This is a genomic window from Janthinobacterium sp. TB1-E2, assembly GCF_036885605.1.
Classification (GTDB): domain Bacteria; phylum Pseudomonadota; class Gammaproteobacteria; order Burkholderiales; family Burkholderiaceae_D; genus Janthinobacterium; species Janthinobacterium aestuarii.
Genome location: NZ_CP142523.1, coordinates 4,461,642 through 4,479,993 on the forward strand (window position 1 = coordinate 4,461,642; position 18,352 = coordinate 4,479,993).

Here is an 18,352-nt window from a genome sequence, read left to right on the forward strand (position 1 = left end):
ATGCGCGGCGCGAAGGTGCAGCCGGCCTTCCTGGTCGGCATCGACCTGGGCACCACCAACACGGTGGTGGCCTATGCAGATGCCAACGATACGCAGACGGGCATCGAGCTGCTTCCCATCGAGCAGCTGGTCGCTCCCGGCGAAGTGGGCGCACGCCCGCTGCTGCCGTCCTTGCGCTACCACCCCGCTGCCGGCGAACTGGCGGCGGGCGACTTGCAGCTGCCGTGGCCACAGCAAGACGTCGAACACGCCGTGCTGGGCGTCCTGGCGCGCCAGCTGGGCGCCCAGGTGCCGGGCCGGCTGGTCACCAGCGCGAAGAGCTGGCTGTCGCATGCGAACGTGGACCGCCAGGCACCCATCCTGCCGTGGGGCGCCGATGCCGACGTGGCCAAGGTGTCGCCCGTGGCGGCCAGCGCCAGCTACCTCGCCTATGTGCGCGCCGCGTGGAATCACCGCTTCCCGCATGCTCCACTCGAAAAGCAGGAACTGGTACTGACCATCCCCGCCTCGTTCGACGAGGGCGCGCGCGCACTCACCCTGGAAGCGGCCCGCATGGCGGGCTTGCCCACCCTGCGGCTGGTGGAAGAACCGCAGGCGGCCTTTTATGATTACCTGCAGCGCCGGCGCGCCACCCTGCGCGACGACTTGGCCGACACGCGTCGCATTTTAGTCTGCGACGTGGGCGGCGGCACCACGGATTTCAGCCTGATCGACGTGGCCTTCGATGACGACGGCGAACCGCAGCTCACGCGCAGCAGCGTGGGCAACCATTTGATACTGGGCGGCGACAATATGGACCTGGCGCTGGCCCACCTCGTGGAAACGCGCATGGCCGCAGGCGTCGAAGGCGGCATGAAGCTGTCTGCCGCTCGCTTGTCGCAGCTGATGGAACGCTGCCGCGCCGCCAAGGAGCTGCTGCTGTCGCAGGACGCGCCGGACAAGGCCACCGTCACTTTGCTGGGCGGGGGATCACGTTTGATCGGCGGCAGCCGTTCCGCCGACGTCACGCGCGAGGAAGTGGCGGCCATGGTGGTCGACGGCTTCTTCCCGAAAGTGGAACTCACCGAGACGGCGAAAAAGGGCCGCGCGGGCATCGTCGAATTCGGCCTGCCGTATGCACAAGACGCGGCCATCACGCGCCACCTGGCCAGCTTTCTGCAACAGCACCAAGGCGCACTGCCCGACACCCTGCTGCTGAACGGCGGCGTGTTCCGCGCCGACGCGCTGGCGCGACGCCTGGCAGAAACCATGGCGCACTGGCGGGGCCAGCCCCTGACCATCCTGCATAACGACAATCCCGACGTGGCCGTGGCCCGTGGTGCCGTCGCCTACGCGCTGGCCCGGCGCGGCCAGGCACCGCGCATCGGCGGCGGCTCGCCGCGCAGCTATTTCCTCGTGCTGGGCGAGGCGGGCAAGGATCACCGCGCCGTGTGCATCCTGCCCCGTGGCAGCGCCAGCGGCGAAGAAATCCGCCTGACGGAGCGGCTGTTCGCGCTGCGCCTGGGCCGGCCCGTGCGCTTCCACCTGGCGACGTCCCTCTTTGAGGCGGGCACGCCGCCGCAACTGGGCGAGATCGTCGATCTGGACGCCGGAGAATACTTGCGCCTGCCACCGCTGGCCAGCGTGCTGCAAGCGGAAAGCGGCGACAAGCGCGACATCACCGTGCAGCTGGCAACCGTCATGACGGAAGTGGGGACGTTGGAAGTGCACTGCGTGGCCGAAGCCGATGCCGGCCAGCGCTGGCTGCTGGAATTCCAGCTGCGCGCTGGTAAGGAAGAGCAAGGCGATGGCGAGGCTCAAGCCGTTTCGCCACGCATCAAGGAAGCCATCGAAAAGATCGAGCGCATCTTCGGCGGCAAGGCGCAAAAGGTCGAGACCAAGGAAGTGCGCCAGTTGCGCCAGCACCTGGAACGGGGGCTGGGTGGACGCGAAAGCTGGGACACGCCGCTGCTGCGCCAGCTGTTCGACGCCCTGATGCTGCGCGCGCGCGGCCGGCGCCGCTCCGCCGAGCATGAGCGGGTCTGGCTGAACCTGACTGGCTACTGTTTGCGCCCCGGCTATGGCGATACGCTCGACCCGTGGCGCATCGAGCAGCTGTGGGCCCTGTTCGACACGGGCGTCCAGCATCACAAGGATAACCAGGTGTGCGCCGAATGGTGGACCCTGTGGCGCCGGGTGGCCGGCGGCTTGAGCACGGAGCAGCAGCTGCGCCTGCTCGACGACTTCGCCTTCAACCTGCAAGCCGATGCGGCCCAGCGGGGCAGCCGCCCCGTCATCCTCGTCAATGGCAGCGACGACGACATGCTGCGCCTGGGCGCCTCCTTGGAGCGCATCCCCGGCGCCTACAAGGCCGAAGTGGGCGCGTGGCTGATCAAGCGGCTGGAGAAAGCCGGCCGCGAAGCGGCGGACACGAACACCCTGTGGGCGCTGGCCAGGGTCGGCGCGCGCCAGCCCTTCCACGGCAGCGCGCACGAAGTGGTCGACAGCGCCACCGTGGCCGACTGGCTGCACGTGCTGCTGGCGCTGGACTGGAAAAAGACGGAACCGGCGGCGTTTGCCGCCACCCACCTGGCGCGCATGACGGGCGACCGCTCGCGCGACATCGGCGACGAACTGCGCGCCACCATCCTCGCCCGCCTGAAAGCCGTGGGCGCCCCACCGCTGTGGCAGGCCATGGTCAGCGAAGTGACGCAACTGGACGAAGCGAATACCAAGCGCATGCTGGGCGAGGCGCTGCCGCCGGGCTTGAAGCTGATAATTTGAAAGCTATGCGGGACAATCAGACTGACCAAACACTTGTTTAACAGACCGGTAACTTCCAAGTGCTTCAGTTTATCTAACGACAGTGGGGAGGAGCCGCCTCTTGCCTTACCTATTAGGTCAGGTGAAATCTAGGCTACTAAATCTAAGGAGCAAAAGCATGTACATTTTCCTCACCAAACCATTTTCCTAACCTTCCGAGTGATGCCTCCGACAAATGCTGCGTAAAGAGTACAGCCAATCGTTTCTTTGGTCGCGAGCATGCCACATAAAATAAATTTCTGTTTCGCTGGAACTTTGCTTCGTCGGCAGGGACATCGAACGTTTCTAGTAGCTCATTGAAATTGTACTGGCTCCAGCCACGCCCAGCGACAACTAGCACGTTCTCGAATTCAGCTCCCTTGACACCGTGTTTTGTGGAGAAAGGGGTGCTGTCATCGACGAATCGCGCGAGCGCCGAGACTTGCTTATAAGGCACGCTTCGAAGGCTACGCACCCGCCCAATCAGTTTAGGCTCTTCTTCTCCAGGTTCAGCATCCCACTTTTGAAGGTCTCGCTCCCTGCGCTCTACAGCGTCTGGGATCCGTGGTCTCCGCGTAGTCATCAAATGATCCATAACATCCCCCACAGTCCCGTTTTCCCTGAAGTTCAACAGCGTGGCCATATCTTTTACCCAAGCGGCCTTTTCAGTAAACGAACGGATATTCGGTGTGCGCGCATCGAGTGCAGCAAACATCTCACCGAACTTCTTCTTATCGTACGCAGAGCAAACCGGCTCGACAGTATCCAGTAGAAACTTAACGTGAGCGTCTTCTTTCTTTAGGAACGACTCATTTCGACTGTACACCTTTGCAAGTTGATCGTATCCCTGCTCAGTAGCAAGAACGCTATGTGTAAGCATGAGAATCTTTGTTTTCTCCGCAGAGAAGTCCCATCCTTCTCCCTCCAGCCTGAGGCGCAACGCTTCGAGGTGTTCGTGCGCCACATCAGATGGAAGATCGTTGGTCCAGTGCCCGCCCCCCTTGCCATCCCGACGCACTCCTTTCCAACCGTTAGTGTGAAACGCGACAGCAATGCCTGCGCTTCCAGGCTCGCTGCATGACTGCGGCAACCCAGGCCGCATTCGGTTCAAAACGTTTACTACTGTCTCAACCGAACGGAAATTTGACTTCTGCGGAACAGTGATGAGATCGGTGTTTTTGATTCCTCCGGTGCCTTCCGCATAAATCTTTTGCCAGTGATCACCAAAGAAACCAATCAACGGACTATCAGCCTTCCCAACAAAATGTTCCAGCAGCGATTCTACAAATTCTTTGTCCGTGTCCTGATATTCGTCGATGAAAAGAACGGGATAACGTGCGGCGAATATCCTCCGAAACTTTGGCAGCCTCATGAGCTTTACTATGAGTGCAAGCACGTCATTGTGGCCCAACGATACCATGCTGTCTTCCGGTGCAGCAGAAGGATAGCCGAGGTCATATTCGATTGGTCTACCTGCCACGTCACCACCTTCGTCGAGTCGCTCCTTCCATTTTGGAAGGTTTGGCAACTCTGCCCTCAGGTTTGGCTGGAAGTCCTTAATGAGGGACCAACAGAAAGCGTGGATTGTCGATGTAACGACTGAAGGATGTCCGTCAATACGCGACTTTATCTCGTCACTAGCGACGTTAGTGAACGTGATGCAAGCAACCTTGGCATTGCGTCGAGCGAATTCACGGCCCTGATTGCCGGTCACATATCGCAGCGCTTTGACCAACGAGTAGGTCTTTCCGGAACCAGCTCCAGCTTCGAGCAGGAAGCTCTGCCTTTGGTCGATACATTCGAAAATCGCATTAAGCGATTCTTCGGCGGCTACTATGGCTGGATTCGGCATGAGTGGGTTCTTAGGCATCTGCTGCCTCGTTCGGGATAATAACTTCCAGGATCACAGCAGCCGCAGTAACAAACGATCCAGCAGTCGCTAGCCATTCCAAGCCCTCTGTAATATAACGAGGGACTGACCATTCGCCATCTTCAATAGCGTACTTGAGCGCAAAAGTGGACTTCTTCTGCCTAGAAGCATAATCCCATGCAAACTGCTCCGGATCCTTTGGATCAACATCAAATTTGACGGCATTCGCAAGAACGAATGCATCCTCGAAGCTACGTCCGCAAGGTTTCGCCCCCTCTTCGGGTACCTGATAAGCGATTCGGCGGTTTCCCTTGGCCTTATCTTCAGGTTTCTTGTCGAGTAATGCAGCAAGGCTCACATTAGCCCCACCGAACCAATCACGGATACAGGCATTGCTCGTGCCTTTTCCCTCCGATACCTTGCAGGCAGTGCCGCTATTCGGCCCCGTCACAGAGTCGAGATCCGTTATTATGAGGGCAGGAAGTTCCAAGAAGTCGAGTAGCCGTGCGAATATGTGAGCGTATGCGCCTCCGACCTCCAGAATCGCAACATACTGGCTACCAAGCTTCGCGCCAGCAACTAAGCCGGCATCTACCTTTTCCGTCATACGTGGGAGGAGAAGGTGTTCGGCCGTTCCTTCGATCAGCATGACCTTGTCCGCGAACAAAAGATCGCACCGCGTCTGGCTCATGTACTGATGTAAAAACTCATTGTCCTTGTTGCTCTTATCTCCAAAATCTTTCTTTAGATCTCTAATTCGACTGCTAAAGAATCCTACTGCGGCTGGGTCAGTGGACACGAGGAAATATCTGATCGCATCAAACGGTGCTTTGTTTGCCATGTGCGACGAATGCGTACTCACGACAAACTGAACTGGCCAGGGACGCTCGTCGCCTGAAATTTGTACGAATATCCGTGCAATTTCATTGAGCTTCTGGATAAAGACCTCCTGCATTTGCGGGTGCAAGTGAGCCTCAGGCTCCTCAATGAATACAAGATGAACCACCGGAGTACATGTTAAAGCCTTATAGGACTTATACGCCTCGAACAGTTTCAAAAGCATGTAAATAAGGTTACGTGTACCAAGTCCGTTATAAGCCTCGGGTAGATGGATCCCACCACTCCCCGAATACTTTATCTTCGTGTGGTTCTTCAACAGCAACTCGACGTCAAGCGTGGTTTCGGTACGCAACTTGGGATCTGGCAGTCGGTAACCAAACAGATCAAGGGCGGGAAGCAGATTTGTGAGCTGGCCATTAAAGCTCTTGTCTATGTTCCCTTGTACGTCCTTGACTGCAGCTTTCAGTTCAGCGACAGTTTTACGATCAGCAGCATCAGCAGAGTCCGAACCTGCCGTCGCAAAGAGAGTACTAAGGATCTTCCCTAACGAATCATTATCCTTATGTGTCGTGTCGTCCAGGCCACGGTGCGCTGTGATGAGGTCACCTTGGATCGTCGCCTTTAACTGTGCCCACTCCATGGGCTTTCGATTTGTCGGATCGTTCGGATCGACACCCGCAAGACTGCACTTGTATAGTTTTGGTAGACGCTCTCTTAAGACCTCGAAGAGCGCTACCTTTTTCGCTTCCTCGCCAGCACCGTCGACGAATTCAATTTCTCCGAGCAGCGCTTTCACCTTTCCGTCTCCAAGTTGATAGCACACATGGATTCGTGCCTCGGTACAGTCCGGATCAAGATCAACGACAAAGTCACCAAGCGGACCAAGGTTCATCTCGTCCTTCTCGTATCTCAAGGTTAGCCAAATCTCGATTTCAGGAAGTAAAGCACGAACTTCTATTTCTTCCTTGCCAGCTGAGAATAGCTCATACGCAGACCAAAAGCAGGAGTGTGCACCGAGGGAAAAGTCTTCAAGCCGAAATGCAGCCGAACTTTCGAGGAGGAGCCGACGAAAAAGTTCTGCAAGCGAGGTCTTTCCGCTGTTGTTCCTGCCGACGACCATGGTGGTCCCGTCCTCGAGGTACAAATCAGCGTTCCGAAGCAGGCGAAAATTACGGATCTCGACCTTCTTGATTTTCATGTAGCTCCTTAGAGTTATCCACCCATCTCGTGGGCAATGCCTACCACCATCAGAGGGCAGCAATTCCTGAGAGTATCAAACTACAGAAGGAGAAATGCCACAAATTGTCACAACCCTTAAAATTTACTCAGGATTTAACGGTGAATAAAAGAGAATCACTTGAAATAGTGAAAAATACTGAAGCGCAGGCAGTTTCTAAATATTACGGTGCCTGGGAGTATATATATCAAAGATGAGCGCGTAGCCATGGAGGTTGCGTTGCCAAAGCAGTCAGGTATACCACCAATGCCAATTGGATCTCTAGAGATAGTCAAGGCCCGAACACACAGTGGACGGTTCGGGCATCCCAAACCATGGAGCAGCACTGATCAACCACATCCATATGCTGGACTTAGAAGCACGTGGCGCAAAACACGTCGAGACCCCGTCTTACTAGGGACTGAGCCCCTGATCTCCCTCAACATCAACGCGCGAGCCCGAATACCGCGGCAAACCATCTGCCAGCTTTACCCATTCCACTTGCGTGTCCGTATAGATATGGCTGTGCGGCGGCAAGCGCCCTGGCTCATCGAGACTGCCAGTGGTCAGCCCGACCTCGTCCGGGTCGCGCTCATCCTCGAACGTCAGCTGCGTGCCGCAGCGGGGGCAAAAACTGCGGGTGCAGTGTTCGCTGGACGCATACGGTGTGGCCTGCCCCTGCAGCCAGCGAAAATTCGCCCTCGGCACGCTGAACCAGGCGACAAACGGCGCACCTGAGGCGCGGCGGCACATCGAGCAATGGCAGGCCGTTTCATGAAAGGCGCCCGTGCCCGCTTCGTAGCGCACGTCGCCGCATAAACATCCTCCGCTCAGCATGGCATCCTCCTGCAAATGAAAAAGGCGCCCAGTGTAGCGCCGCTGCCGCGCCACGTTTTGCGCTAGATCACGGCGACGATCAACAGCAGCACCGCCAGCGGCGCCTGCACCAGCACGATGCCCGGATGCGTGCGGCGCAGCTGGGCCCACACGGACAGGCCCGGCACTTCCTCATGCGGATGGTGGGCTTCGTCGCGCAGCGACATCGCGTGCAGGAACATGCCGGCGATCAAGGGGCCGGGATTGACCCACCAGCCCTGCTCGAGCAAGCCGCGCGACAAATAGATGGCCAGCGCGCCGATGGCAAACGGCGAGGCCCACACGAGCGCCAGCATCAAACGGATGCCATAGAATTCGGCCAGTGTCCCCATGCGGTGCAAGCGGCTGACATCGTGGTTTTCCATGCGCCGGTCGATGGCCAGCTCGGCGCGGCCGTACAGGGTCCACAGGCCGCCGAACAGGCAGCCCAGCAGCACGCCGATGACGATGTCGGCCACGAACACCGCATATTTATTGACGTCGGCCGTGCCGATACCCAGCGACGTGTGGGCGGCCGCATGCAGGTGCAAGCCGGCCTGCTCGCCTTCGGCCGTCGTATAGCGGTCGCGCACGTCATGGGTGCTGCCGATATATACGACGTTCTTGCGCGGCGCCCCGGCATCCACGCCGGCCTGGCCATCGATCAGCTTGACGCGCGTGCGCGTAGGGTTCAGGAATGCCGGCGCCACGGCGGCAGGATGAAACGGCGCGGTGACGGCATTCTGTTCGGCCGCCGCCTTGGCGTCGCCGCGGATGACGGGTTCGAACGCCCAGCGCGCCAGCTCCTTTTCGCTACCCGTGCGCCGCGCCAGCTGGCACACGCGGCCGGCCAGCGCCACCACTTCCTTTTGCTCGGACAGGGCGGCTGGCATGGGCTGCTTCTGCTCCTGCTCGTCGGCGCCATGCGCCAGCTCGAAGGCCACGGCCGCCAGCACGGGGCTTTTCAGCTCGATGCGCGTGACGGCGCCCATGCGTTCGCGGATACGCGGGCTGGCAAAGTGGATGCCGGCCGCGCAGCGCGCGCGTATCCACGGCAGGTTCTCGTTGCGGTCCGACTGTTCGGGCAGGATCAGCACAAGCTGCCGACCATCGGCGGCCAGCCGGTCGAGCAGGCTGTCCAGCGGCCGCTCGCCCGCCTTGTGCTGTTCGTACACGGCCGGCGCCAGGTCCAGGTCGATGGCCAGCACCTTGCTGCCGCGCGCGGCGGCGCTGGCGATCAATTGCTCCAGGCGAGAACGCTCCAGCGGTGCGCGCTCGTCGAAGACCTGTTCGAACGCGGGCTGGTCGATTTCGATGATGCCGGGCCGGTAGGCGGCACCCGGGTCCTTGCCCCGGTCCAGCAACTGCTCCTGCGCCGCGCTGGCGCGCAGCATGGCCGCATCGAGCCATTCGAGCACGTGAAAACCCTCGAGCGCCAGCATCAGCGCGGCGATCAGGCTGGCGCCGATCACATGGTGCAGCAGATGCGTGCCCGTCAGCTTGAAGGCCGAGCCCAGCTGAACGGCCGGCCATAGCAGGCGCCGCCAGAGTGGCGGGCGCGGTTGATCCGGCTGGCTGCTTTCCACGGTGCGCTCCCTTGCGTGCGATGCCTGAATATCATTCAAGCAATAAATGATGACGAAAGGATAGTGTATTGCAGTTGTGTCCGTTTCGCCGCACGGCTGGCACGGGCCAATCCGGCAGCCTACTTCGGCCTGGCCAGCAGCAGCTTGCCCAGCGCTTCGAAGGCCGGCGTGGTGGTCGGATCGTTGGCCGCATTGGCCGCCGTCGGCGTCGAGGCGAAACGCACGATCACCATTTCCGCCTTCGGATCGATGTAGATGCGCTGGCCGTACACGCCGCGCGCCATGTAGGCGCCATGGTCGTTATGCGTGACCCACCACATGTCGCGGTAGCTCCAGCCCTTAAGCAAATCGTAGCCGCCCTTGGCGAACAGCTGCTTGTCGCCGCCACGGCGGATATCGTCGACGGCCGCCTTCGGAATGATTTGCTGGCCGTTGTGGCGGCCATCGTTGCGCAGCATCTCGCCAAAGCGGGCCAGGTCGCGCAGGCCCGCGCTCAAGCCGCCGCCGGCAAACGGCGTGCCCGTCGAATCGACCGACATGTAGCCATCCTGCTCGGCGCCCAGCTTTTGCCAGACATGCTCGGACAGGTAGTCGTTGACGCTCTGCCCCGTGACCCTGGCGATGATCCATCCCAGCACATCCGAGTTGACCGTGCGGTAGCCGAAGCCCTCGCCGTGTTTTCCCTCATGCCGCACCGTTTGCAGGTATTCGAAATAGCTGCGCGGCCCCGTGTAATCCTTGGGCTTGGGCAGCGGATTGCCGGCCGCCGCGTGCTGCCACACTTCCGCGTTCGGGTCGGCGTAATCTTCGCTGAATTTCAGGCCCGTGGTCATGTCGAGCACCTGGCGCACGGTAGCGTCGCCAAACGCGGATTTGGCCAGTTCCGGCACGTACTCGGCCACCTTCTTGACCGGATCGAGCTTGCCTTCGGCCACCAGGGCCGCGCCGATGGTGCCCATCACGGACTTCGTCACCGACATGGCGCCATGCTGGCCGCCCTCCTTCAATACGCCGAAATAGCGTTCGTACACGATGCGGCCCCGGTGCAGCACGACGATGCCGTCCGTGTAATTGGCGCCCAGCGACTGCTCCCACGTCATCGTATCCTTGGCGCCAAGCGGCGTGAAGCGCAGGCTGTCGATATCGTTGCGCAGCGCGCGCGGCAAGGGCACGGGCGCCTTCAAGCCGCGCGCCACTGCCACCGTCGGCATCAGCTGGCGGAAGTGCGACACGCTCCAGCGCAGCTGCGGGAAATTGAAATAGCTGCCATCGTCGAAGCGGATGATTTTATCGGCCGGCGGCGGCGCGCCCACCATCCATTGCAATGCAGCCGGATCGCTGGCGGCGGCCGACAGCGGCGCCGTCGTCTCTGCCGCATGGGCGCCGGCGGCCAGCGCCAGGCAGGCTGCGGCCAGAGCCAGGCGGCGGATTGGTGGCAGTGTCGTCATGCATTTCTCCTGTCATGGCTGGCACCCGCGGCGGCGCTCGCTTCATGCGATGCATGCTAACAGAGAAACTTTTTATCTTGTTCTACGGCATCCTATTGTGCGGGCCACGCGCTGAGACGAACGTCTCACGCGCGCGCCATGCTGCAGCGCAGGATGCGCGGCCCCGCGCTTCGTGCTAAAAACGAAAACACCATAAAAAAACAGACACGAGACACTGGAGAGCGCCATGCCCTACGTCCGCCAGACCAGCCATATCGACCGCGTGCGCGACCTGATCGCCGGCCGCATCGTCAATCCAGGCGCCGATACGGCCAGGCTGGCGTCGTCGTACCGGCGTTCGCTCGACGACTACCGGCTCGATCCCGCATCCACCACGGGGCCGCGCATACTGACGGGGGCCGAACTGCGCGCCATCCAGCAGTCGGAAGAAGATTTTCTGCGCTCCACGGGCCAGTGCCTGCCCCGCCTGCACGCCATGGTGCGCGAAGCGGGCTACTGCGTCATCCTCGCCAATGCGCGCGGCGTGACGATCGACTATGTGGTCGACACGGACCAGCGCAAGGACTTCAAGAAGGCGGGCCTGTACCCGGGTTCGTGCTGGTCGGAAGAAGAGGAAGGCACGTGCGGCATCGCCTCCGTGCTGCTCGACCACGAAGCCATCACCGTGCACAAGACCGACCATTTCCGCGCCGCGTTCACGGGCCTGACCTGCAGCGCGGCGCCGATTTTTTCGCCGCACGGCGACTTGATCGGCGTGCTCGATGCGTCGGCCCTGCGTTCGCCCGACGCGCGCGACAGCCAGCGCCTCGTCAAGCAGCTGGTGCGGCAAGGCGCGACCCTGATCGAGGACGGCTTTTTTCTCAAGTCCTACAGCCATTGCTGCATCCTGCTGGCGCACCGCAACCGCCACTTCGTGGAAGTGCAGCCGGAAATGCTGCTCGCCATCGACGAACATGGCGACATCGTCGCCGCCAACCGCTGCGCGCGCGACGTCATCGCGGGCCTCGGCAGCCTGCCGCGTCCCGTCGCCGAGGTGCTGGAAGTGCGCGCCGAACGGCTGTTCGATGCGCGCGCGGGACGCAGTCTGCTGTCCTTGCGCCTGGCCGGCGGCAGCACCTGGCTGCATGCCCGCGTGCGCGCGCCGCTGCGACCGGCCAAGGCGCGTCCGCGCGCCATGCGCGAGGCGCCCGCCGCGCAAGACGTGGTGGCCTACACGGCGCCGGAACTGGCCGAACGCACGCGCATCGTCCACGCCATGAACGCCGCCAAATGGCGCCCGCTGCAGGCGGCCGCCATGCTGGGCATCTCGCGCGCCACCCTGTACCGGCGCCTCAAGCAGCTGCACATCGTGGCGCCGCACCGGCAATGATGCGGCAAACGCGCTGAGACTTCCGTCTCAATCGCCGCCATGCTGCGCTGCGCAATGCGGCGCCGGAACGCCAGTGTTACAACATCGTCAGCGGCAACACAGCCGCATCCCATCATAAAGTCAGCAGACTTGGAGGAGACACGATGCAAACCGATATCAACCCGCACGACCTGGCCGTGGCCGGCATCCTGGAGCAGCTCGAAGGCGCGCTGCGCGCCGGCGACAGCACGGGCGCCGCGCAACTGTTCGAACAGGACGGCTACTGGCGTGACCTGGTACTGTTTACCTGGAACCTGAAAACCCTGGAGGGCCGCGAACAGATCGCCGCCATGCTGGCCGCCCAACTGGGCGCCGTACAGCCAGTCTCCGTCCGCATCGCCGACGGCGAACATGCGGTGGAAGCCGGCGGCGTGCTGCAAAGCTGGATCACGGTGGAAACGAACGTGGCGCGCGGCGTGGGCTTCATCCGCATCCGCGACGGCAAGATCTGGACCCTGCTCACCACCATGAGCGAATTGAAGGGTTTTGAGGAAGCCAAGGGCGGCCGGCGGCCCATGGGCGCCGAACACGGCGCGCGCACCAACCGCAGCAGCTGGCTGGAAAACCGCGAGCAGGAGGCGGCGGAACTGGGCTACGCGCGCCAGCCTTATTGCGTCATCATCGGCGGCGGCCAGGGCGGCATCGCGCTCGGCGCGCGGCTGCGCCAGCTGAACGTCCCCACCATCATCATCGAGAAAAACGCGCGTCCCGGCGACAGCTGGCGCAAGCGCTACAAGTCTCTGTGCCTGCATGACCCCGTCTGGTACGACCACATGCCGTATATCCCGTTTCCCGACAACTGGCCCGTCTTCACGCCGAAGGACAAGGTCGGCGACTGGCTGGAGATGTACACCAAGGTGATGGAACTCAATTACTGGGGTTCGACGTCCTGCGAATCGGCCAGCTTCGACGAAGCCACCGGCGAGTGGACGGTGCAGGTGCTGCGCGACGGCCAGCCCGTTACCCTCAAGCCCAAGCAGCTGGTGCTGGCCACCGGCATGTCGGGCAAGGCGAACATGCCGAAGTTCAAGGGCATGGACGTATTCCAGGGCGAGCAGCAGCACTCGTCGCAGCATCCGGGACCGGACGCGTATGCCGGCAAGAAGGTGGTCGTCATCGGCGCGAACAATTCCGCGCACGATATCTGCGCCGCCCTGTGGGAAGCGGGCGTGGACGTGACGATGGTGCAGCGCTCGTCGACGCACATCGTCAAGTCCGATTCCCTGATGGACCTGGCGCTGGGCGACCTGTACTCGGAACGGGCGCTGGCCGCCGGCATGACGACGGCCAAGGCAGACCTGACGTTCGCCTCGATTCCGTACAAGATCCTGGCCGACTTCCAGAAGCCCGTCTTCAAGGCCATCCGCGAACGCGACGCGGATTTTTACCAGCGCCTGGAAGAACGCGGCTTCATGCTGGACTTTGGCGATGACGATTCCGGCCTGTTCATGAAATACCTGCGCCGCGGTTCCGGCTACTACATCGACGTGGGCGCCTCGGAGCTGGTCGCCGAGGGCAAGATCAAGCTGAAAAGCGGCGTCGGCGTGCAGGAACTGAAAGCCCATTCCATCGTGCTGTCGGACGGCACGGAACTGCCGGCCGACCTGGTGGTGTACGCCACCGGCTACGGCTCCATGAATGGCTGGGCGGCGGACCTGATCTCGCCCGAGGTGGCGAACAAGGTGGGCAAGGTGTGGGGCCTCGGTTCGGCCACGACGAAGGACCCTGGCCCATGGGAAGGCGAACAACGCAATATGTGGAAACCCACGCAGCAGCAGGCGCTGTGGTTCCATGGCGGTAACCTGCACCAGTCGCGCCACTATTCCCAGTACCTGTCGCTGCAGTTGAAGGCGCGCATGGAAGGGTTGAACACGCCCGTGTATGGGCAGCAGGAGGTGCATCACCTGGCGTGATCGTCTTGCATGCCGGCGCATGTCGGCTTATGTCGGATTACGCGCGGCTTTGCCGCGCTAATCCGACCTACTGTCAAAAAAGCGGTGGATTTTGGCCCGCCGCTTCTTGCTGCACCTGCAAAACCACGTAGGTCGGATTAGCGCGCAAGCGCGTAATCCGACACAATGTTGGCGCATGCCGGATTACACACGAAAAAATGGCGGCGGACCGAAGTCCGCCGCCATTTTTACGTCATACAGCCAACGATTACTGTTTGATGGCTTCGATGGCGAAAGTCAGGGTGACATCATCGCTGACAGCTGGCGCATATTTGCCGGCGTTGAATTCCGAGCGCTTGATCTTGGCCGTGGCGTTGGCGCCGCAGGCGTCTTTTTTCAGCATCGGGTGCGGTGCGCAGGCGAACGAGGTGACGGTCAGGGTGACTGGCTTGGTCACGCCTTTCAGGGTCAGGTTGCCTTCAACCGAGGCCAGCTTGTCGCCGTCGAAGTTGAACTTGGTCGATTTGTAGGTGGCGACAGGATACTTGGCCGTGTCGAGGAAGTCTTCGCCCTGGATGTGCGAGTTGAACAGGGTCGAACCCGTATCGACGGACTTGGTGTCGATCAGCACTTCGACGGCGCCCGTCTTGGCTGCGCGGTCCAAGGTGACCTTGCCGGTGGTGTTATTGAAACGGCTTTGCTGCGTCGAGAAGCCCATGTGGGTGTACTCGAAACGGGGGAAAGTGTGGCTGCCATCGATGACATAGACTTCTGGAGCGGCAAAAGCGGACAGCGAGAAGCCGGCGGCGGCGATAAAAGCGAGCAGTTTTTTCATAATGGATTCCTGATAGGAGTGGAGGATGTCAAAACCGCAAGCAGCTGCAGGCGGGAAACGCTGCGGCTGATTGTCTGGCTTCAGTTGCAACAGATTATGCATGGCATGAAGATCGATGTAAAACGGAAAATATACCTAGTTAGCATCGAAAAAATCGATAATAAGAACAATGATGTCCATGACAGCGTCTTCTGCTGCCGATTATTGTCTGCATTGCCAAAAATATCCAGCGTTATCAAATTCATAGATGAGAATGATTCTTGTTATTATTCTGTGCAATGGTTATCATCACGGCCCTGGCGCGTATGCAACGGCGCCTTGATTCATCCATAATAGAGCAGAATACAGCACAGAAAAAACATGACGGCCACCCGCCACACCCGCCACGATACGCGCACCTTGAACGCACTTCCCACCGCCTCCACGCCCCGCAGCCAGGGCCTGACCGCCGGCGCCCTCGCCTGATGCGGGAGCCGCACGCCCAGCCGCCACTGCGCGAAGCGCACGGCGTACGCCTGCGCCGCTGGGCCTGGACCGCCGCCGGCGCCCTGATGGTGCTGCTGGGGATCATCGGCGCCATGCTGCCCGTCATGCCGACGACGATTTTCCTGATCCTCGCCCTGGCCTGCTTCAGCCGCGCTTCGCCGCGCCTCGAGCACTGGCTGCTGCACCATCCCCGCTTCGGTCCGCCGCTGCGCCAGTGGCGCGAACACCGTGCCGTTTCGCGGCGCGGCAAGGCCATGGCTTGCCTGGGCATGGCCATCGGCTTTGTCGCCATGTGCCTGGGCCACCCGCCGTGGTGGGTCATCGCCATGGTGGGCGCCATGGAAATCGCCGTCCTCGTCTACCTGCTGCGGCGTCCCGAAGGCCCTGCCGCCAGCGGGGCAGAATCTGCCCGAGAAGAGGGCAATGGCGGGCAGTAAACCGCCCTGCCCGCCTCCAAAAAACGGCAAGTGAGCCGAACTGCACATAAAAGCACTGCGATGCATCCGCAGGGCGCGGCGAACTTTTCACCAAGATGCAGCTCCTGTAGACCCCTACACGTGATTAAATTCGGCAAGAACGCCGCTTTCCCGCTTTTTCAACCAACAAACACGCGCATAGACATTATTTGCATATTCAAAGCAAGATTCTGTCGTAGGAGTAATAACACGATCGGAGGTATACTACGCAACCGACGTAACAGGCTGGGCGATTTGGCCCCTGCAAGCGCGCCTGTCACGGTCCAATAAAAAAGGAAACACTGCATGACCACACCACACCGTACGCCGGTGATTCGCATCGATGGCGCGAACAAGACCTTCGCGCTGCCCAAAGGCGAACAATTCCACGCGGTCAAATCGGTCACGCTGGAAGTCTATCCCGGTGATATTTTCGGCCTGATCGGCAAAAGCGGCGCCGGCAAATCGACCCTGCTGCGCCTGATTAACCTGCTCGAGCGCCCTGACAGCGGCACCATTACCGTGGCCGGGCGCGAACTGACACGCCTGGGCAAGAGCGAATTGCGCGACGCGCGCCAGAATATCGGCATGATTTTCCAGCAATTCAATCTGCTGCAAAACGCCAGCGTCTTCGACAACGTCGCCTTCCCCCTGAAAATCCATGGCACGACCAAGGGCGAGCAGATCGCCGCCAGGGTCGAGGAATGCCTGGCGCTGGTCGGCCTGTCCGACAAGCTGCACAGCTATCCGGCGCAATTGTCCGGCGGGCAGAAGCAGCGCGTGGCCATCGCCCGTGCGCTGGCCAGCCACCCCGACGTGCTGCTGTGCGACGAGCCGACGTCCGCGCTGGATGCGGAAACGACGCGCGCCCTGCTCGACACCCTGCGCGACATCAATGCGCGCCTGGGCGTGACCATCGTCATCGTCAGCCATGAGCTGTCGGTGCTGGGCGCCATCTGCAACCGCGTCGCCGTCGTGGAAAAAGGCGCCATCGCCGAACAATTCGATCTGAGCGACACGGCCACCCCGCGCAAGACGGCGCTGGGACGCGAGCTCGCTTATTACGGCACCGAGGCGTTTGAAGCCACCGCATGGAAGGATGCAACACATGTTTGAAGAATCGATCAATAACGTCATCAACCTGCTGCCGGAAATCTGGGTGGCGCTGGGCCAGACCATGACCATGCTGGGCATTGGCCTCACGGCCGCCATCCTGGTCGGCGGCCCGCTGGGCATCTTGCTGTTCCTCGTGTCGGAAGGCCAGTCGCTGGAAAACCGTCCGCTGTCGATGATCCTCGGCTGGCTGGTGAATACCGTGCGCAGCTTCCCATTCATCATTCTGCTGGTCGCCCTGACGCCGTTTACACGCATCATCGCGGGCACCTCGATCGGCCCGCTGGCAGCTGCCGTGCCGCTGTCGTTTGCCGCCATCCCCTACCTGGCGCGCCTGGTGGAACAGAACCTGCGCGAAGTGCCGCGCGGCGTGATCGAAGCGGCGCACGCCATGGGCGCGTCGGAAATGCAGATCATCTTCCGCGTACTGCTGGTCGAAGCGCGTTCCGGCCTCGTGCTGGCGCTGACCGTGCTGTCGATCAGCTTCCTGTCGTATTCGGCCGTGGCCGGCGTGGTGGGCGGCGGCGGCATCGGCGACCTGGCCATCCGCTACGGCTACTACCGCTTCGAGACGGACATCATGGTCGCCACCGTGGCCATCCTGATCGTGCTGGTGCAAACCATCCAGTTCGCCGGCACGCGCATCGCCAAGCGCCTCGACAAACGTTAATTCATATTCAGTATTTCAGTACAAGGAAAAGCATGAACCACATTCGCCGCACCCTGCTCGTCGCCGCCACCAGCCTGGCCTTCGCCACCGCCGCACACGCCAAGGACCCGAAAGAACTCGTCATCGGCACCAGTTCCGGCCCCTACTCGGACCAGCTGAAACTGGGCATCAAGCCTATCCTGGAAAAACAGGGCTACAAGGTCAAGATCGTGGAATTCAACGACTACGTGCAGCCGAACTACGCGCTGGCCGAAGGTTCGCTCGACGCCAACGTGTTCCAGCACATCGTGTATCTGACCAAGTTCGCCACCGATAACAAGCTGCCATTGAGCCCCTTGATCACCGTGCCGACCATGCCGATCGGCCTGTACGGCGGCAAGCAGAAGTCCCTGGCCGACGTGAAGAACGGCGCCACCATCACCATGCCGAACGACCCGACCAACCAGGCGCGCGCGCTGGTGATGCTGGCCAAGATGGGCTGGATCAAACTGAAACCGAACGTCGACCCGCTGCGCGCGTCCGAACGCGACGTGCTGGAAAATCCGAAGAAGCTGAAACTGGTGCCGCTGGAAGCGGCGCAGCTGCCACGCTCGCTGGCGGACGCCGACTACGCTTTCGTCAACGGTAACTTCGCCCTGGCCGCCGGCATGAAGCTGACGTCGGCCCTCGCCGTGGAAAAGATCTCGGACAGCTACATCAACCTGGTTGCCATCCGCACGGCCGACAAGGCCAAGCCATGGGTCAAGGACCTGGAAGCGGCCTACCGCTCGCGCGCCTTCCTCGACGCGACGAACAAGTATTTGGCCGGCTACGAAAAGACGGACTACCAGCTGGCGCTGGAAAAAACGCTGAAAAAATAAAGCGGCACATGCCATGCAAAAAGACGGCCAGGTTCAC

13 protein-coding genes are annotated in these 18,352 nt (G+C 61.1%); 7 read left to right on the forward strand and 6 right to left on the reverse strand.

Annotated elements, in window-relative coordinates; genetic code table 11:
- The gene (locus tag OPV09_RS20015; protein WP_338679207.1) at positions 1–2,763 is read left to right on the forward strand and encodes an Hsp70 family protein; all 2,763 of its coding nucleotides are present in this window, start codon (positions 1–3) and stop codon (positions 2,761–2,763) included.
- A 142-nt stretch (positions 2,764–2,905) separates the two neighbouring features.
- Here the strand turns inward: OPV09_RS20015 and OPV09_RS20020 are convergent, their stop codons facing one another.
- The 5 genes from OPV09_RS20020 to OPV09_RS20040 all read right to left on the reverse strand — a co-directional run bounded on the left by OPV09_RS20020 (position 2,906) and on the right by OPV09_RS20040 (position 10,596).
- The gene (locus OPV09_RS20020) at positions 2,906–4,633 is read right to left on the reverse strand and encodes a UvrD-helicase domain-containing protein (RefSeq protein ID WP_338679208.1); all 1,728 of its coding nucleotides are present in this window, start codon (positions 4,631–4,633) and stop codon (positions 2,906–2,908) included.
- A 10-nt stretch (positions 4,634–4,643) separates the two neighbouring features.
- Positions 4,644–6,689, reverse strand: a complete 2,046-nt coding sequence (locus OPV09_RS20025) for an ATP-dependent endonuclease (RefSeq protein WP_338679209.1) — start codon at positions 6,687–6,689, stop codon at positions 4,644–4,646.
- 432 nt (positions 6,690–7,121) lie between these two features.
- Positions 7,122–7,544, reverse strand: coding sequence for a GFA family protein (locus OPV09_RS20030; protein WP_338679210.1), 423 nt, complete (start codon positions 7,542–7,544; stop codon positions 7,122–7,124).
- A gap of 62 nt (positions 7,545–7,606) precedes the next feature.
- Entirely contained in the window at positions 7,607–9,148 is a 1,542-nt protein-coding gene (locus OPV09_RS20035) for a CHASE2 domain-containing protein (protein ID WP_338679211.1), read from the reverse strand.
- A 119-nt stretch (positions 9,149–9,267) separates the two neighbouring features.
- Positions 9,268–10,596, reverse strand: coding sequence for a serine hydrolase (locus OPV09_RS20040; protein WP_338679212.1), 1,329 nt, complete (start codon positions 10,594–10,596; stop codon positions 9,268–9,270).
- 226 nt (positions 10,597–10,822) lie between these two features.
- Here OPV09_RS20040 and OPV09_RS20045 point away from each other — a divergent pair, with 226 nt between their 5' ends.
- Both OPV09_RS20045 and OPV09_RS20050 read left to right on the forward strand, forming a co-directional pair.
- Positions 10,823–11,965 carry a sigma-54-dependent Fis family transcriptional regulator gene (locus OPV09_RS20045; RefSeq protein ID WP_338679213.1) on the forward strand — a complete coding sequence of 381 codons (1,143 nt, stop codon included), beginning with the start codon at positions 10,823–10,825 and terminating at the stop codon, positions 11,963–11,965.
- Positions 11,966–12,108: 143 nt separating this feature from the next.
- Complete coding sequence (locus OPV09_RS20050; RefSeq protein WP_338679214.1) at positions 12,109–13,917, forward strand: NAD(P)/FAD-dependent oxidoreductase; 1,809 nt, start codon at positions 12,109–12,111, stop codon at positions 13,915–13,917.
- Between the two features lie 247 nt (positions 13,918–14,164).
- Here the strand turns inward: OPV09_RS20050 and OPV09_RS20055 are convergent, their stop codons facing one another.
- Positions 14,165–14,731 (reverse strand): YceI family protein, encoded by a 567-nt coding sequence (locus OPV09_RS20055; RefSeq protein WP_034756709.1) that lies wholly within the window; start codon positions 14,729–14,731, stop codon positions 14,165–14,167.
- A gap of 464 nt (positions 14,732–15,195) precedes the next feature.
- Here OPV09_RS20055 and OPV09_RS20060 point away from each other — a divergent pair, with 464 nt between their 5' ends.
- The 4 genes from OPV09_RS20060 (at position 15,196) to OPV09_RS20075 (ending at position 18,315) form a co-directional block, all read left to right on the forward strand.
- Complete coding sequence (locus OPV09_RS20060) at positions 15,196–15,654, forward strand: YbaN family protein (RefSeq protein WP_081367963.1); 459 nt, start codon at positions 15,196–15,198, stop codon at positions 15,652–15,654.
- 324 nt (positions 15,655–15,978) lie between these two features.
- Positions 15,979–16,788: a methionine ABC transporter ATP-binding protein gene (locus OPV09_RS20065; RefSeq protein ID WP_139089807.1), complete on the forward strand. Its 810-nt coding sequence runs from the start codon at positions 15,979–15,981 to the stop codon at positions 16,786–16,788.
- The gene (locus OPV09_RS20070; RefSeq protein WP_034756701.1) at positions 16,781–17,455 is read left to right on the forward strand and encodes a methionine ABC transporter permease; all 675 of its coding nucleotides are present in this window, start codon (positions 16,781–16,783) and stop codon (positions 17,453–17,455) included. Before OPV09_RS20065 ends, OPV09_RS20070 begins: the two co-directional genes overlap by 8 nt.
- 32 nt (positions 17,456–17,487) lie before the next feature.
- On the forward strand, positions 17,488–18,315 hold the full coding sequence (locus tag OPV09_RS20075; RefSeq protein WP_072452913.1) for a MetQ/NlpA family ABC transporter substrate-binding protein: 828 nt from the start codon (positions 17,488–17,490) through the stop codon (positions 18,313–18,315).
- Positions 18,316–18,352 lie beyond the last annotated feature (37 nt).

What these genes read in the sequence shown, in the direction of transcription:
- OPV09_RS20015 (WP_338679207.1), top strand. Translation starts at nt 1, where the DNA reads ATGCGCGGCGCGAAGGTGCAGCCGGCCTTCCTGGTCGGCATCGACCTG.
- OPV09_RS20020 (WP_338679208.1), bottom strand. Translation starts at nt 4,633, where the DNA reads ATGCCGAATCCAGCCATAGTAGCCGCCGAAGAATCGCTTAATGCGATT.
- OPV09_RS20025 (WP_338679209.1), bottom strand. Translation starts at nt 6,689, where the DNA reads ATGAAAATCAAGAAGGTCGAGATCCGTAATTTTCGCCTGCTTCGGAAC.
- OPV09_RS20030 (WP_338679210.1), bottom strand. Translation starts at nt 7,544, where the DNA reads ATGCTGAGCGGAGGATGTTTATGCGGCGACGTGCGCTACGAAGCGGGC.
- OPV09_RS20040 (WP_338679212.1), bottom strand. Translation starts at nt 10,596, where the DNA reads ATGACGACACTGCCACCAATCCGCCGCCTGGCTCTGGCCGCAGCCTGC.
- OPV09_RS20045 (WP_338679213.1), top strand. Translation starts at nt 10,823, where the DNA reads ATGCCCTACGTCCGCCAGACCAGCCATATCGACCGCGTGCGCGACCTG.
- OPV09_RS20050 (WP_338679214.1), top strand. Translation starts at nt 12,109, where the DNA reads ATGCAAACCGATATCAACCCGCACGACCTGGCCGTGGCCGGCATCCTG.
- OPV09_RS20055 (WP_034756709.1), bottom strand. Translation starts at nt 14,731, where the DNA reads ATGAAAAAACTGCTCGCTTTTATCGCCGCCGCCGGCTTCTCGCTGTCC.
- OPV09_RS20060 (WP_081367963.1), top strand. Translation starts at nt 15,196, where the DNA reads ATGCGGGAGCCGCACGCCCAGCCGCCACTGCGCGAAGCGCACGGCGTA.
- OPV09_RS20065 (WP_139089807.1), top strand. Translation starts at nt 15,979, where the DNA reads ATGACCACACCACACCGTACGCCGGTGATTCGCATCGATGGCGCGAAC.
- OPV09_RS20070 (WP_034756701.1), top strand. Translation starts at nt 16,781, where the DNA reads ATGTTTGAAGAATCGATCAATAACGTCATCAACCTGCTGCCGGAAATC.
- OPV09_RS20075 (WP_072452913.1), top strand. Translation starts at nt 17,488, where the DNA reads ATGAACCACATTCGCCGCACCCTGCTCGTCGCCGCCACCAGCCTGGCC.